We start from the raw sequence: 15,651 nt of genomic DNA, 5'->3' as shown, positions 1-15,651 counted from the left end.
CTAATGTACCCTTATATCCACTGATTGCGTAGGGGAAGCTATCCGTTGGGGGAGGTTGGGTTGGCACATTTGGGGGTGGATGCGGTGAGCAACCGATGCCGCGACCCGTGGAAAGCCTGTTCTCGCCCCTCGGAAGTAGGGGAGAGGAATCCAAGTCTTCTGGCGCGGCGCTGCCCTCACCCCGATCCGCTCTGCGGATTGGCCCTCCCCACAAGGGGGAGGGTAAGAAGTCACCCCGCCATGGCCAGCGGCACGGCGCTCTTGTTGGGGATCTGGATGTCGATTTCCAGCGTCGACATGGTCTCGCCGCGGTCCATCGAGACCTGCAGGTAATCCTGGTCGATCTGCACATGCTTGGCGATGACGGCCATGATCTCCTCGCGCAGGATGGAGACGAGGTCGGGCTGGCTGCGGTTGCGGCGCTCATAGGCGAGCAGCACTTGCAGCCGCTCGCGCGCCACCGGCGCGCTGGAGCGCCGCTTGAAGATGTCGAGCAGGCTCATGCCGCCCTCCTTCCCAAAAGACGATCGAGGAAGCCCTTGCGTTCGAAGGGCACGATGACAGGCAATTCCTCGCCCTCGAGCCGCCTGGCGGCGTCGAGATAGGCGCGCGCGGCAGCGTTGAGCGGCTCCGACAGCGTCACCGGCGAGCCGAGATTGGAGGCGCGCAGCACATCCTGGCTCTCGGGGATGATGCCGAGCAGCGGCACCGACAGGATTTCCAGCACGTCGTCGATGGACAGCATCTCGCCGCGCGATGCGCGCGCCGCGTCATAGCGCGTGACCAGCACATGCTTGGCGATCTGCTCGCCCTGCTCCGCCTTCATGGTGCGGGCGTCGAGCAGGCCGATGATGCGATCGGAATCGCGCACGGAGCTCACTTCCGGATTGGTGACGATGACCGCCTCGTCGGCAAAGCGCATGGCGAGCTGCGCGCCGCGCTCGATGCCGGCCGGGCTGTCGCAGAACACGTAGTCGAACACCGAGCGCAGCTTGTCGATGACTTCGCCGACGCCCTCCTCGGTCAGTGCATCCTTGTCGCGCGTCTGCGAGGCCGGCAGCAGGAACAGCGTGTCGACCCGCTTGTCGCGGATCAGCGCCTGCGAGAGTTTCGCCGAGCCCTGGATGACGTTGACGAGGTCGAACACCACGCGCCGCTCGGCGCCCATGATCAGGTCGAGGTTGCGCAGGCCGACGTCGAAATCGACAAGCGCCACCTTCTTGCCGGTCTTGGCGACCGCAGCCCCAAGGGCCGCCGTCGAGGTCGTCTTGCCGACGCCCCCCTTGCCCGAGGTGACCACCACTACCTTGCCCATTGAAAAGCCTCCGTTGTTGTTCATTTGTTGTTCTTGGCCGGGCGGCCCTCGGCCGCCCAAATATCGAAACCAATGTCAGCTCAGCGGCGAAACCCGCAGGCTCTCGCCGTCGAGAAACGCCTGCACCGGCTTGCCGCGCGAAACACCTTCCATCTCCTCGGCGGTCACATACCAGCCGTCGACCGCCAGAAGCTCCGCCTCGTTCTTGCGGCAGAAGATGCGCGCGCCCTTGTTGCCCAGCGCACCCGCCGAAGCGCGCCCGCGCAGCGTGCCGTAGACATGGATCGAACCCGCCGCGATGATCTCCGAACCGGACGCGACCGAGCCCAGCACGATGACATCGCCATGCGGATGCACGATCGCCTGGCCGGAGCGGATCGGCGCCTTGATCATCAGCGTGCCCGAAGCTTCCGGCGCAACCTGCGGCTCGCTTTCGTCCACCTTGCTTGCGCCAGCCTTGCCTTCGCCGACATTGGCCGCGATGGCTCCAGGCGCCCGGCCCTCGGCCTTGCCCTCTGATGTGCCCGAATCCCGCGCCTTGCGGCCGGGCAGCAGGCCATCCGTCGTCGCCTCCTTGGCGCCGACCAGCACCGGCGGCAGGTTGGGCTCGAGCGCGGTGTGGCCGTCGAGCTCGATGGCGTAGATGCGGATGCCGCGATGGCCAAGCACATCGACCAGCGATTCGATCGCGGCGACATCGGGCTTCAAGGTGTTGAGATCAAGCACCACCGGGCGGCCGGCAAAATAGCCCGGCGAGTTGCCGATCCAGTGATCGAGCCCCTCAAGCCACACGTCCAAGGGCGCCTCCGGCGTCAGCGTGAAGGCGACGAAAGAACGGGCGCGAAAGCGAATGGATTTGGCCTCGAGGGGAGCGGCAAAGGTCACGGCTGGCGAATCCTTACTGAGAGGTAAACGCTAGCGAGGGAATGGTTAACGAATGGTTAATGAGGGGTGGGCAACTTGGCAGCCGTTCGAGAGATTTGAAGGTCCACTAAACACCAGTTGCGACAGGAACCCGGCGATACCCTGAATGTCTTGATATGGGCCGAATCCCGATAGTCCGGTACCAGGTGTCACTTCCCGGTAAGCTGCCATCCTGAATCGGTACATTCGGGCAAAATGCCCAGTCAGCGTACTCATACCCACACACGGGCTGTCGCACTGGACGTAAGCGGGCAGGCACGACAGGTTAGCGATTGAAAGCCGACTGCCGTCGACCGAAACCGGAGTCGTCAATGAGAGACAACCAACTCCACGACTGATTGGAGTGACCGACTATGGATATCGCCACTTTTCGCCTTGCATCGCCGGCATTATTGGCAGGCACGTTGCAGTCTTCGAGATAGAGCGCGCCCGTGTTGGCGAGGAGCGCGCCCGTACCATACTCGGACAGCGTCCACTCAACCGAGAGCGCTGTGATCATTTTGATTTTACCTGACTTTCTTACATGGCGAAAAGGCTGCGAACGAGGGTTTGATACTGCTCTTCGGACGTGTGGCGGCGAGCGTTGAAGATGGGCTGGACGTCGGACGTGGGGATGTAACGCAGACGATCCGTTCCGTCGGTGGCCGCTTCGAAGATGGCGGCTGCCACCTCTAGGACTGCATCAGGATCGGCACCGCCCGCCATGCTCCCATAGACCCGGGATATATGTTCAAGAAAAGGGGAGTAGTCGAAATCGATCGGCACATTACTGCCCTCCGCGCCGGATCGCACCATAAAGCCTGTACCAGGTGCGCCGCCCGGCTCGATGAGCTTGACCTTTATGCCGAGCGCCGCCAGTTCATACCAGAGCGCCTCCGAAAAGCCCTCCACCGCAAACTTGGAGGCGCTGTAGATCGATGCCATCGGGGCTCCGAAAACACCGGCGCCAGAGCTTACATTGATGATCGTACCTTCTCCGTTGCTGCGGAAATGCGGCAGGATCGCGCGCGTGACGTCCATCATCCCAAACAGGTTGACGTCAAACTGACGCTGTATCGCTGCGCGCGTCGTTCCCTCGAAGATCGAGAACAGCCCATATCCGGCATTGTTGACGACAGCATCGACAACACCGAACCGATGAATACCGGCGGCGATCGCCGGATCAATGGAACTTTGATCTGCCACGTCGAGGCGGGTCACCAGGATTGCATTATTGTCTGCCAGGTCGCCGGCGTCGGCGGTATCGCGCATGGTGGCGACGACATTCCAGCCGCGCCCGCCGAACATTCGGGCGGACGCCCGCCCGAAGCCTGAGGAACAACCGGTGATGAGAACTGTTTTTGCCACGCTTGGCTCCTGATGTTGGTTATGGGAATGGTTTCGGGATAGCGGCTCAGACGAATGTTGAGCCGCTCGCCCTCTCTTAATCGAACGGCCGCGCAGCGTTGGCACCGATCCGTGACGGCGCTTGGCGCAACGAACGTCAGCCGACGTCCCTGAAATGCCGCAGGCCGTCGAGGCGGGGATCGTCCCGACCGCCCCCTGGCATCATTCGGAAATCTTGACGAACCCTTGCTGCACGAGTTGCGCGGTGCGGGCCATGGCGTCGGTATTGACCTTGATGTCGGGCAGCAGGTCGGCGTTGACCCAGCCATGGGCCTTTGCTGTAGCGCCGCACAGTTCAACCCTGACACCGCGCTTCACCAGATCAGCCACAAGACCCTTGTAGGGGTTGCCGGTGGTGATGTTCCGGTTTCCGTCATAGGCCTTGTCGTGGAGCATGACATGGCCGGCGTTGGTGTGAAAGACGGCGACCAGATCCGATTGCGCACCCCAATCCGCAACATCGTCGACGACCAGTTGCAGATGGAACAACGAAGCCGGCAAGTCGCCTTCGAAGGCGAGCGCGCTGATGCTGAAGACCATTTTCACCTCGGCGAGCACGACAGGAATGTCTATATGAAGTGTGCGTATGGACGTGTTCATGAGGTAATCCTTGTGGGAGCGATGTGCCCGCTGTGTGCACTGTGATCGTCGGCGCGCGCGCGTCTGCCAGGCTCACACACCCTGGTAGACCAAGCGTGTGAAAAAGCCGGGATCGATGACGAACTGGCCCCATTTTGCATCAAAGGCAGCTGTCGGCTTGGCCAACACGGCCTCATCCCGTGATCGTCCCTCGCGCTTCAACTTTGCGACGTTGTCTCGGATCGCGACCAGCATGTCGCGGAAGCTCTGAAGCTCGACGCGGTTGCTCACCGGATGACCGTGGCCAGGGATGATGATCGTCTTGTCGGTCGTCGCCGCGAGATTGGCATCGGATGCCGCGATCATGCCGTCGATGCTGCCGCCGGTCGAGTAGTCGATGAACGGGTAAATGCCGTTCCAGTAAGTGTCCGCGACATGGACGATATCCGCTTCCGCAAAGGTGACGGATATGTCGCTGTCCGTGTGGGCCGATCCGTAGTGCTTCAGGGCGATCGACGCGCCGTTGAGCTGCAGCTCACGGGTCTTGGCGAACACCTCGCTTGGCAGCCCGTCCGGCGGAAGGGCGAGAAAATTGTAGTCCCAGTCCTCGACCCGCTGGACCTGCGACAGGTGTTTGCGGGTGTTGTCCTGCGCGATGATCGTAGCGCCGGCGGAGCCAAGCCACGCATTGCCGTCGGCATGATCGAAATGCCAATGCGTGTTGATCAGGTGCGTGACGGGCTCGCTACCAAGTGCGCCGAGGGCCTTTGTCATCTGTCGTTGTGATACGCCGATGCCGGCGTCGACGAGCAGCTTGCCATCCGTGCCGGTGAAGACTGCGACGTTGCCGCCTGAGCCTTCCAAGACGCTGATGTTACCGCGCAGACGATGCGTGGTGATCGGCGAAGCGGCTGCGCTGTCCTTGATCAGACTGACGATCCCGCGGGCCTCGGCGTAAGCCTCCCGGGGACTGAGCCATCCACCCGTGGCGGCGAAGGGCGCGGCAACGCAGCACAGGCAGAAGCCGCGACGGGTCATGAGATGCCGGGAAGTGGAAGCCATGGAAGTGTCCTTCGTTGGTTGTCGCTTGGGCAGTGCAAAGCCGCACCACGTCTGCGGTCGGCCGTTTGGCGCTGCGGTCCGGGTCACTGTGTCTTTGCATCACCACGGCGCGGCCACTTGAAGGTGGCGCCCCGACTGACCGATGCGTGGGAACGCGGGCGGGAAGCATTCCCGCCCGCGTTGCGGCTCAGCTGCGAATGAAGGCGAGGATGTCGGGATTGATCACGTCGGCGTGCGTCGTGGCCATCCCGTGCGGGTATCCGGGATAGGTCTTCAGCGTACCGTTCTTCAAGAGCTTGACCGCTTCGCGTGAGGTGGTGTCGATCGGCGCCACCTGGTCGTCCTCACCATGCATAACCAGCACGGGCTGCACGATGGACTTGAGGTCTGCGGTGAAATCGCTTTCGCTGAAGGCCGTGATGCAGTCGTACTGGGCCTTGATGTCGCCTGCCATCGCCTGTCGGAACCAGTTGTCGATGACACCCTGCGACGGCGTCGCGCCGGGTCGGTTGAAGCCATAGAATGGCCCGGCCGGGAAATCGCGATAGAATCCCGCGCGATCAGCGGCGACGGCGGCCCGAATGCCGTCGATCACTTCCGGGGGGACACCGTTCGGATTCTTTGCCGACTTGACGAACAGCGGCGGGATCGCACCGATCGTCACTGCCTTGGCGACCCGGCCACCGCTACCGTACTTAGCGACATAGCGGATCAATTCGCCGCCGCCGGTTGAATGGCCGACGTGGATCGCATCCCGCAGACCAAGGTGTTCCGTGACCGCGGCGACGTCGGCCGCATAGGTGTCCATCTCGTTGCCTGTGGCACTCGGGCTCGACCGGCCGTGGCCGCGGCGATCATGCGCGACCACCCGGTAGCCGTTGGCCGAGAAGAATATCATCTGCGTATCCCAGTCGTCGCCGCTAAGCGGCCAGCCGTGATGGAATACGATCGGCTGGCCTTCGCCCCAGGCCTTGTAAAAGATTTCTGTGCCGTCCTTGACTGTGATAGTGCTCATTGTCGTCTCTCCTTGGTTGGGGATTTTGGCCGTTCCGGTGGTGGCGGCAAAGGCAGGCTGCGCCAGGGCAATTCCTGTGACGGCGGCCGCCCCGACAAGCACGTCGCGTCGCGAGATGCCTCCGCGCCCGCTGGTTTCTTGGTTTGTGGTCGTTGGCATGTGCTCGCTCCGAAAGATGGATGTCGGCATCAACGCCGGCATCCGATGAGATAGAACAATCGCTCGGGCGGGCGTGATCGGCAGATCGGACAAATTGCAGTGGCATTAGAGACAATGAGCGTTACGGCTGACCTGCCCGAGATCGGGATACTGGTCCGCAAGCTGTCTATGCTCAGCGTGGTCCATGGCCTGAATGATCTGTTCCAGATCGCCGAAAGGCTTGCGCGTGTCCGATCAGGAAGCGCCGCGCCGCTGTTTCGGGTGAGCCTGTTTTCTGAAACCGCCTGCGGTCTGGAGCGCGTCGACCAGTCAGGGGCAACAGGCGAGCCCAGTATCATTATCGTGCCGCCGCTCCGCACCGTCGTCGAGAGCATGGAGGAGGACTTGGCCGCCAGTGCATGGCTGCGCGACCGCCACAACGCTGGCGTAACGGTGGCCGCAACCTGTGGCGGCGTCTTTCTGCTAGCTCAGTCCGGTCTGCTCGATGGAAGGCAGGCGACCACGCACTGGGCTTGCGCACGGCAACTGGCACACAGCTTTCCGAGTATCGACGTCGATGCCGATCAGTTGATCATCGATGACGGCGATCTGATCACCGGCGGTGGCATGTTGGCCTGGGCGGACCTTGCCCTCATCGTCGTTGATCGGCTTCTTGGGCGAGCGGCGATGTTGGAGACGGCACGCTACATGATGATTGATCCGCCAGGTCGCCAACAGCGCCTGTACAGGATTTTCTCACCTGAACTGAATCACGGCGACCTGGCCGTCTCGCTCGCGCAGGACCGGCTTCATCTGCAAGGCCCGCATGGTGTCAGCATCAGCGACATGGCGGGCTGGGCTCACTTGGAAATGCGCACGTTCGTCCGCCGTTTCCACAAAGCCACAGGGTTTCGACCCAACGAGTACAGCCAGCGCCTCAGGGTCGACGCGGCGCGAGAAAAGCTTGAGGGAACAACCGTAAACGTCAGCCAGATTGCCTTCGACGTAGGCTATGTCGATCCGGCTTCGTTCCGCAAAGTGTTTACCCGGATCATAGGCGTGAGCCCCGGCGACTATCGCAAGCGGCACCGACGGAGCCATAATCGGCCTGCGTCAGTCAGTTCTTAAGATGTTTCGCGCCGATGACGTTTTCGCTGTATCGGATGAGGACCGTGTGCATGCACTCGAGTCCGCCGGCCAGGAGTGCCTCCTTCGGACAGCGGGTGGGATCACCAGGAACGACTTTCCTTAGGCGCGAGGCCGCCGTTTGATGGAACGCCACCAACGTCCGCTTCCGGATCGAGGCAAAGTTTGCCTGAACGTCCGCGATGGGTCGCATTGCTGCTGTTGCGCTTGGCGGAGTTGAGGTCAGCCCGTTCAGGGTGGCATGGGATGTATCGCCATCGCCACTGCCCGTCGCAAGCACCACCACCCTTACCCTCACTGCAGCTTGAAATACTGCACCTCCCGCTCGTGCTTCTCGGTCGCCTCGCGCGTATCGAACGTGCCGAGGTTCCGCCGCTTGCCGGTCTTTTCGTCCTTCTCGCGCGACTAGAGGCGGTATTTTCCATCTTTCAGGACGTTGAACTTCCAATGTCCGATGTCGTGAATTGACCCGTTCCGGTCGTCGCATCCCCTCACGAGCAAGAACTCCTCGCTCCATCGAAGACATAGGGCGGCCGAGCGCGGATCCCTTCTCGCCTTTCAAAACGGATGCACGACCCAACGACACAGGTTATGTTGGCTGGCCGAGGTCATCGAAGGGGGAGGACATGACATGCAGGCAATGCCGATAGCGCATCAGGCCGCGCAACCCGTGGCCGGCCCCTCCCTGGCCGGCTATCCGGCCGCCGTCCTGTGCTGGCTGCTTTCGGCCGGTGTCTATATCGCGGCCAAATGGGTGGCGCCTGAAATGCCGCCCTGGGGCCTCTGCTTCTGGCGGCTGACGCTTGCTTGCGCCATCCTGCTGCCGATCGTGCACCGTCATCACGAGGCGATGATCGGGCTTTTGCGGACGCGCGCCGTGGAGGTCGTCGCCGTGGGGGCGATCGGCCTCACGCTGTGCCAGGGCATGATCTACCATGGCCTCAACGACACCGACGCCACCACGGCCGGCATCATCATGGCGCTGTCGCCTGTCATGACGATGGTGCTCGCCCGTTTCGTGCTTGGCGAGCCGCTCGGGCTGTGGAAGTCGCTTGGCGCGCTGGTTGCGCTTGCCGGGATGATTTTCATCGTTGCCCACGGCAACCTGACGGCGCTGCTGCAACTCAAGGTCAACGCCGGCGAGCTGTGGATCGTCGGCAGCGCGTTCTGCTGGGGCCTCTACACCGTGCTTTTGCGCCGTGCCAAATTCGGCATCGAACTGCTGCCGATGGTCGTGCTGCTGCTCGGCGCCGGTGCGCTGGTCGCCTTGCCTTTCCATGTGTGGGAATTGTTCAACGATGAACGCTCCGCCATGGACGTCGACAGCATTCTCGCGCTCGCCTATCTGGCAGGCCCCGGCGGCGCCTTGATGTACTATCTCTACAACAAAAGCGTGGAAACGCTCGGCGCGAGCCGGGCAAGCATGCTGCTCTACCTGCAGACGGTGTTCGTGGCCATGCTCGCCTATCTGCTGCTCGGCGAGGGCTTGCACGACTACGATCTGGTCGGTGCGGCCTTCATCGTTGCCGGCATCATACTCGCAACCGTGGTCAAACCCACGCCAGCTCAACCACGCGTGGAATAGAAATCTTGCGAGTGACGGCAGGGCCGTCAGCGCTTGGTTTGCATCGTGCCCTTGCTTGGTGTCGGAGCCGGGTTGTCGTGTTAAGATCGCCGGTCGGCATGCTGCCGCGGCGCAACACGGCTGCAAGTGCGGTTCGCAAGCGTGCTGCCGGGCTGGCGCCGGCAAGATTTTCTTGGCCGCAAGATTTCGCAAGAGCAAAGGGGACGTCGATGAACGCAAGGGACCGATTTTTCCGCAGCCTGGTGGTGGCTGGCCTGTTTGCCGGTGTCTTCCGAGTGGATGCCGCCCTGGCGCAGGACGCGGGGTGTAAGCTCGAGCCGGTGGCCGGTACGGCCCGGCAGATTCTGAAATGTCGGAAGGGCCTCACCATCATTGTGGAAGAAGGCGCTCGTTTTACGCTGGAGGACGGCGATCGAAACGGCAAGGCCGACGGGGTCAGATTGCGGCGCAAGGCGCTGCTGCTCGATGCACCAGTCGGGTCGGTCCCGGGTGGCTTCGCGGTTGTCACCCCGCAGGCGATCGCCGCGGTGCGCGGCACCAAATGGGCAATCGACACTGGCGAGGGCAAGACGTCTGTTTTCGTCCTCAGGGGTCGCGTCGCCGTGCACAGGCGGGCGTCCGATGCCGGCGTGGTGCTTGCGCCGGGCGAAGGCGTCGACGTCGTGCCCGGAACGGCACCACTGACCGTCAAGCGCTGGCCCGCCAAGCGCGTTTCCGCATTGCTGGCCCGTTTCGGCCTGTGAGCCGCAGTGGGCGGGCGGGCGCTTCCGACGCTGATCGCGCTCATTCTCGCGGGTCTTTGGGGCGCCGGCCTGGGCTTCGCGCACTGGCGCGGTCATCTGTGGTTTCTCGATCGCGTCGAAGCAACGATGACCGACCTTCGAACGCTCGTTCGAGGACCGGCAAAGCCACCGGAGCTGATCACCATTGTCGCCATAGACGATGAAGCGGTGCGGCACGAGGGCACATATCCCCTCAGCCGCGCCACGCTTGCCCGGCTTGTCGATACGATAGCCGGCCTTGGACCAAAAGCCATTGCGCTCGACCTGCTGCTGGTCGATCCCGGCGCAAAAGACAATGATGAGGCGCTCGCGCGTTCGCTGGGCAGGGGGGCAAGCGTCATCGCCGCCGCGGCGGTCTACCCCGGAGGTGAACAATGGACGGTGGCCGAGGGCGAAGGGCCCCTCGCCCGCGTGCCGAATGCCGAGCGGTTTCTGTGGCCCCTGAAAGCGTTCTCGGATGCCGCCGCTGTCGGCGTCGTCAACGTGGTCACCGACAAGACGGGAACGCCCCGCTTCGTGCCGTTGCTGTTTCGGGCCGGAGACCGGCTGGAAGCGTCTTTCTCCTTGCGTGTCGCCACCATGGCGGCAGGCGGGGATCCGGAAATCGCACCCGATCATCTGTCCCTGGGCGGACGGCCGATCCGGACGGACATTGGTCACATCCTGCCTCTGACATTCTACGGCCCTCGCGGCACGATCCGCACGATCAGCGCGGCGACCGTGCTGGAGGGCCAACTCGATCCCGGCACCATCCGGGATCGAGTTGTCGTGATCGGAGCGACCGCAACCGGCACCGGCGATGTCTTCCCGACACCGTTCGATCCCATACTCCCGGGCGTCGAAGTCATGTCGACGGCGATTGCCCATCTGATGACCGGCGACGGAACGGTGCGGGACCAGTATGTCCGGCTTGCGGATGCCGGCTTTGCAGCGGTGCTGCCCATGATCCTCGTGGGGCTGTTGGCTTGGCGGCGAAACGCCAGCGGCCTCGCGGCGATCGCCGGCGTGGTCTTGATCTGGTTCGTGGTCAACATGACCGCTTTCTCGCACCACATCTGGCTGAGCGCCGCGTTGCCGATGGCCGCCGCCATCCCGCCGGCTATCCTGTTCGGGGCCGCGCAGCTGTGGCTGGGCAGGAGCCGGGCCCAATTTTTCGCAACGCAGAGCCAATTGCTTCAACGCGTTGAAGCCCCAGGCATGGGGGAGTGGCTCGCCAGGCATGGCGACTTCCTCTCGGACCCCGTCCGGGGAGACGCCGCCATCCTGTTCATCGACCTATCCGGCTTCACCGGACTGAGTGAATCCTTGGGGCCGATCGCCACACGCGAACTGCTGAACAGTTTTCATGCGTTGGTCGACGAAGAAGTGACGCGCTGCGGTGGCGTCGTCACGAGTTTCATGGGTGACGGAGCCATGATCCTGTTCGGTCTGCCGGAACCAGCGGCAAATGACGCCTTCAATGCCGCCCGCTGTTGTGTGGGACTCTCCAGCCGCACCAACGATTGGCTCGCCTCGTTGCCTGCATCGACCGCATCCCGGCTCGGCTTCAAGATTGGAGCCCACCACGGGACGATCGTGGCCTCTCGACTCGGCAGCGAAGGCCGTCAGCACATCGCCGCCATAGGCGACACTGTCAACGTTGCCAGTCGCTTGATGGAGATCGCGGCCGACCACAATGCCGACGTCGCGGTGAGTGACAAGATGCTCGATGTCGCCGGCCGCGACTGCGCGTTGTTCAGCTCCGGTACCCTGAAAGGGCCTGTGGAAACACAGATCCGTGGGCGATCCGGCTCGCTCGCAATCAGGTTCTGGCAAAGTGCACGGACGGCGAGGATCAGGCCCTGATCAAGGATGGCCGGCGCCACCGAAGGCCCGGCCGGCCGGTTGCGATCTGAGCAGCAATTTTTTTGAGGAAATCTCTCCAGAATGCCACAAAGTCATCATGTCCCGTCCAAGTTGTGGACATGTCCTTTTCAAAGGCGCACTCTTGGATTGCGAAACGCAGCTAGAGTTTCGCCCAACGCTTCACATGCTTGAGGTGCGTCGGTGATTGTCCGACCTATCCGGATACTTCCGGATGGGGAGTACTTTCATTGTCGCCTATCCGTGATCAGGCTACGGCCTAACGCACGTTGCAGCCTGTTCCGGATCAACTGGGAGGTAACCAACATGCATAGCTTTCAACGCAGGGAATTTCTTGTTCAAGGAAGTGCTGCTCTTGTCGCAATCGCTGCTCTCTCGCGTCGCGCTTACGCTTTTCCAACACAGGCGGGCGAGGAAGTTGTTCCGTGGCTGGATCAGCCGACCGAAAACCCCAATCCGGAAGGTATCAAGACGCAGCTTGTCTGGGAGGATCTGGATAGCTGGATAACGCCAAACGAAAAGTTCTTCAGCATCTCGCATTTCAATCGACCGACGATCGACGAGAAGACATGGTCCATGGAGATCGAGGGCCTGGTCAAGAAGCCCCTGAAGCTGACGCTCGCCGACATCAGGGCACGGCCGCGCCAGGAGGTCGTTTTCACGGTGGAATGCTCGGGCAACCACGGGTTTCCCTTTTTCACCGGCGGCATCGGCAATGCCAAATGGGCAGGGACACCGCTCGCGCCTATCCTCGAGGAAGCCGGCGTTCTGAAAGAGGGCATCGAGGTCGTCTTTTTCGGCACTGACGAAAGCGAGGTCGCGATACGCGACGTGAAGATGAAGCAGAATTTCGCGCGCAGCATGGCGCTCGCCGACGCGATGAACCCCGCCAATCTGCTCTGCTACGAAATGAACGGCGCCGCCTTGCCGGCGCCCAACGGCTTCCCGCTGCGGCTCATTGCTCCGGGCTGGTACGGGATCGCCAACGTCAAGTGGCTGAAGCGCATCGAGGTTCGCGACACCCGCTTCATGAGCCTTCTGATGGCCCGCGACTATGTCACCATCCGGGAGGAAGACCACAATGGCGAGACCGTATGGGCCGAGACCTCGGTGGGCCGGGCGCTGCTGAAGTCGGCACCCGCGAAGGTCACCAAGAAAGGCTCCGACTACGCCATCGTCGGCGCGGCTTGGGGCGCACCGATCGACCGGGTCGAAGTGCAAATCGATCAAGCGCCCTGGGCGCCGGCGACCATCGACCACAGCGAGGAGGCCGAACACGCCTGGAAAATCTGGTCCATGCCCTGGGCAAACCCCTCGCTGGGAGAGCACACGGTGACCTCGCGCGCGGTCAGCACCACGGGGCAGGTTCAACCGGCAATGGACGATCCCTTGATCGCCAAGAAGCACACATACTGGGAGAGCAATGGCCAGGTGACGCGGCGCATCAAGATCGTTTGAGGAGAGTCGGGAAGCCTGCGGGAGGCCAGCGAAGTGGCGACAATTGTCATGCCGGGCCGGCCGCGCGGCATGGCAATTGGTCAGCGGTGCATCGTTCAATGCCGCTTGAAATACTGCACCTCCCGCTCATGCTTCTCCGCCGCCTCGCGCGTATCGAACGTGCCCAGGTTCCGCCGCTTGCCGGTCTTTTCGTCCTTCTTGCGTGAATAGAGGCGATATTTTCCGTCCTTGAGTTTCCGGATCATTGGTCTCTCCCTGGCTAAGACCGCCGCTTGCCCTTGAGGTTGCGGGCGGCTTGCTCGGTCGCGGCGCGGTCGCTGCCCAGCCTGTCGAGAAGTTCCTGCGCCTCGTCGCCGGATATGCCGGTGCGCACCGCCAGTTCCTCGACGGTAAGCACATCGGAGCTGGCGATCTCGCGGGTTTGCGGCAGCGCATCGTCCGCCGTCAGTGGCAGCGCAGCCTCCCTGTCGATCTCGGCCGCGGCTTGGTACCAGTGCCGCTCCGGATCGCCACCGCCGTCGCGTTCCCACAATTCGTATGCGCGCTTCTGGATCTTCTCGTGCCGGTCGTCGCCCATGGTCATTCCTCCTTTGCGTCAGGGAAGAACGCCGCACCAAACCGAACGATCCAAAAAATTTGCGTGATCACGCGCGAAGGTTGGCGCCCTACGGCGGAGACTTCACCTCCCCAAGGGCCAACAAGGGGAGAGCAGCGCAAGTATCCGGGTTAGCGGGTTAGGGCGCCGGCGCGTTGGTTGACGAAGCATGGAACGCAAAAACCCGCCTGTGCGGGCGGGTTACTGGTGCAGATCAACACCATGGGCGGACATGTAGCATAGCTGCCCTCACAGCGTCAAGAATAAATTCCTATCAAGCCCCATGAACGAAGCTGCCGACTCCGCCGGACTCGCCGTCGTCAGGCCTGTTGTTGACCTGAGTTCGCAGCCCAGGCGGCGGTCCGCCGCCTGGATGCCGGCCGTGGCGGCCGGCCTTGGTGTCAGCGGCCCCAGATGCCCTGGCCATAACCCGGCGCAGGCATGCCGGAGGTCGCATTTGCCTCCACCGCGCTGTCGGTGATGCTCGTGGTGACGCCGACCGCGCCGCCGGAGACCATCGAATGCGAACCGGCAGTCGGATAGCTGCTGGCGGCAGGGATGAAGTCCGAGCCAAAGTGGTCGCTGCCGGCAAAAGCCATGCCGGAGGCAAACAGGAACGCGGCAATGCTGAGAATGATCTTCTTCATTTCAAGTCTCCATCTTTTGAAAGTTGACATCGGCCTCGACGCGCCGCCCGCATCGCGTTCATGAGGCTGTCTTTCGCTCTTCGGGCGAGACCGGCCAGCCGCGATCCCCACGGGATCCGCGACGGCAGGTTGTCAGCGCACGACCGTCCTGGTTCGTTGCTGCGCTGTTGGGGCGTCTTATAGGGGCGTAGTGTTTGTGCCGGCGTGGGAACCGGCGTGGTAGCAACCATTGCAAGAGTGGAATTCTGCGTTGAATTCGGCCGCAAAGCGGCGACTGCGGGCAGCAGGGGTCAGCGCACCCCCTGAACCGGCAGCCTCACATCCACTGAGAACAGGTTCTCAATCGCCAGCTTGACCATTTCCTGGTCGCCGTTGCCGCAGGTACGGCGACCAGCCGGTCGAGCGAAATGCAGCCCGCACCGGCGATGGCAAAGCAGCAGGTGGCGCCTACTCGCACTGACGTCTTGGTCCACCGGAATATGGCTGGTAGCTGTTGTCGTCCGGCCGGTAGGAGCGGTAGCGGCTGAAGCAGGAGTCGACGTGGTCGGCCGAAAGCCCAGTCGTGGCGACCAGGGAAGCATTGTCCGCCGAGACATAGCTGACATTGGCTGAAAGCCCCCCGCCGTCGTGAGCGGCGGCGGTGTCGAGATAGGGCGAGACGCACGGGCGCTCCTGGCCGCTATAGGACATGTAGCTGTTGTCTGCCGCATTGTAGGAGCGGTAGCGGCTCGCGCACCACCTGACATGGGAAGCCGGCAGCACGGCCCCCTCGCCCGCGGCGGTCGCCACCGCGCCGGTCAAGGTGGAATCGGTTTCCGGCGGCGCCGCCTGCGACCTGGCGGCGGCATCCGGCGCCGCGGGCCGCGCGGCGGGCACCCGCTCCAGGCTCTGCGTAGACGTGTTCACCGGCCGCGCGCTCCTCGTCCACAGCTCCGCCACGCTCGCAACGGGCCCTGCCTGATGCACGGGATTGGAGGCAAGCAGCCAGGCAGCGAAGACGAGCCCGCTGCCGAAGACCGCAAGGGTCAGCACGAAGCCACCAACCAATCCCAAAATCGCTTTCATGCCACTCTCCTTGAGCCTCGTCTAATAGAATGCGGGGCGTGAAGACTGGTTCCAGGCAAGCGAGCGTTCATCAACCGTGGCGCCTGGCAGC

Annotated in this window: 17 protein-coding genes; 5 read left to right on the top strand and 12 right to left on the bottom strand. The window is 62.9% G+C overall.

Annotated features, from left to right (window positions below; all coding sequences use genetic code 11):
* Positions 1-230: 230 nt before the first annotated feature.
* From minE to ASD12_RS23335, 8 genes are all read right to left on the bottom strand, one after another.
* Positions 231-503 carry a cell division topological specificity factor MinE gene (gene minE, locus ASD12_RS23370; protein WP_056591728.1) on the bottom strand — a complete coding sequence of 91 codons (273 nt, stop codon included), beginning with the start codon at positions 501-503 and terminating at the stop codon, positions 231-233.
* On the bottom strand, positions 500-1,315 hold the full coding sequence (gene minD / locus ASD12_RS23365; RefSeq protein ID WP_056591725.1) for a septum site-determining protein MinD: 816 nt from the start codon (positions 1,313-1,315) through the stop codon (positions 500-502). The genes minE and minD overlap by 4 nt, the downstream gene beginning before the upstream one ends.
* Before the next feature lie 75 nt (positions 1,316-1,390).
* Positions 1,391-2,200, bottom strand: coding sequence for a septum site-determining protein MinC (gene minC, locus ASD12_RS23360; RefSeq protein WP_056591723.1), 810 nt, complete (start codon positions 2,198-2,200; stop codon positions 1,391-1,393).
* A 304-nt stretch (positions 2,201-2,504) separates the two neighbouring features.
* Entirely contained in the window at positions 2,505-2,738 is a 234-nt protein-coding gene (locus ASD12_RS23355; RefSeq protein ID WP_056591720.1) for a hypothetical protein, read from the bottom strand.
* A gap of 20 nt (positions 2,739-2,758) precedes the next feature.
* Complete coding sequence (locus ASD12_RS23350; protein ID WP_056591717.1) at positions 2,759-3,586, bottom strand: SDR family oxidoreductase; 828 nt, start codon at positions 3,584-3,586, stop codon at positions 2,759-2,761.
* A gap of 201 nt (positions 3,587-3,787) precedes the next feature.
* The gene (locus ASD12_RS23345; RefSeq protein WP_056591714.1) at positions 3,788-4,225 is read right to left on the bottom strand and encodes a DsrE family protein; all 438 of its coding nucleotides are present in this window, start codon (positions 4,223-4,225) and stop codon (positions 3,788-3,790) included.
* Positions 4,226-4,297: 72 nt separating this feature from the next.
* The gene (locus tag ASD12_RS23340) at positions 4,298-5,266 is read right to left on the bottom strand and encodes an MBL fold metallo-hydrolase (RefSeq protein ID WP_056591711.1); all 969 of its coding nucleotides are present in this window, start codon (positions 5,264-5,266) and stop codon (positions 4,298-4,300) included.
* Positions 5,267-5,453: 187 nt separating this feature from the next.
* Positions 5,454-6,281: an alpha/beta hydrolase gene (locus tag ASD12_RS23335; protein WP_244482961.1), complete on the bottom strand. Its 828-nt coding sequence runs from the start codon at positions 6,279-6,281 to the stop codon at positions 5,454-5,456.
* Positions 6,282-6,554: 273 nt separating this feature from the next.
* Here ASD12_RS23335 and ASD12_RS23330 point away from each other — a divergent pair, with 273 nt between their 5' ends.
* The 5 genes from ASD12_RS23330 (at position 6,555) to ASD12_RS23305 (ending at position 13,253) form a co-directional block, all read left to right on the top strand.
* On the top strand, positions 6,555-7,547 hold the full coding sequence (locus ASD12_RS23330) for a helix-turn-helix domain-containing protein (RefSeq protein WP_056591706.1): 993 nt from the start codon (positions 6,555-6,557) through the stop codon (positions 7,545-7,547).
* A 649-nt stretch (positions 7,548-8,196) separates the two neighbouring features.
* The gene (locus ASD12_RS23320) at positions 8,197-9,150 is read left to right on the top strand and encodes an EamA family transporter (protein ID WP_056591700.1); all 954 of its coding nucleotides are present in this window, start codon (positions 8,197-8,199) and stop codon (positions 9,148-9,150) included.
* Between the two features lie 209 nt (positions 9,151-9,359).
* Positions 9,360-9,893 (top strand): FecR domain-containing protein, encoded by a 534-nt coding sequence (locus tag ASD12_RS23315; RefSeq protein WP_056592199.1) that lies wholly within the window; start codon positions 9,360-9,362, stop codon positions 9,891-9,893.
* A 6-nt stretch (positions 9,894-9,899) separates the two neighbouring features.
* Complete coding sequence (locus tag ASD12_RS23310; protein ID WP_056591697.1) at positions 9,900-11,777, top strand: adenylate/guanylate cyclase domain-containing protein; 1,878 nt, start codon at positions 9,900-9,902, stop codon at positions 11,775-11,777.
* Between the two features lie 324 nt (positions 11,778-12,101).
* Positions 12,102-13,253: a sulfite oxidase gene (locus ASD12_RS23305; protein WP_056591693.1), complete on the top strand. Its 1,152-nt coding sequence runs from the start codon at positions 12,102-12,104 to the stop codon at positions 13,251-13,253.
* Between the two features lie 95 nt (positions 13,254-13,348).
* Here ASD12_RS23305 and ASD12_RS34930 read toward each other — a convergent pair whose 3' ends face one another.
* From ASD12_RS34930 to ASD12_RS23290, 4 genes are all read right to left on the bottom strand, one after another.
* On the bottom strand, positions 13,349-13,498 hold the full coding sequence (locus ASD12_RS34930; RefSeq protein WP_023677295.1) for a hypothetical protein: 150 nt from the start codon (positions 13,496-13,498) through the stop codon (positions 13,349-13,351).
* A gap of 14 nt (positions 13,499-13,512) precedes the next feature.
* A complete protein-coding gene (locus ASD12_RS23300; protein WP_056591690.1) occupies positions 13,513-13,830 on the bottom strand; it encodes a DUF2934 domain-containing protein in 318 nt (105 codons plus the stop codon).
* A gap of 419 nt (positions 13,831-14,249) precedes the next feature.
* Positions 14,250-14,495: a hypothetical protein gene (locus tag ASD12_RS23295; protein ID WP_056591687.1), complete on the bottom strand. Its 246-nt coding sequence runs from the start codon at positions 14,493-14,495 to the stop codon at positions 14,250-14,252.
* Between the two features lie 447 nt (positions 14,496-14,942).
* Complete coding sequence (locus ASD12_RS23290) at positions 14,943-15,560, bottom strand: BA14K family protein (RefSeq protein ID WP_056591683.1); 618 nt, start codon at positions 15,558-15,560, stop codon at positions 14,943-14,945.
* Positions 15,561-15,651 lie beyond the last annotated feature (91 nt).

It is taken from the genome of Mesorhizobium sp. Root102, from assembly GCF_001425625.1.
Classification (GTDB): Bacteria; Pseudomonadota; Alphaproteobacteria; order Rhizobiales; family Rhizobiaceae; genus Mesorhizobium.
This window is presented reverse-complemented; position numbering and strand designations above follow the sequence as displayed.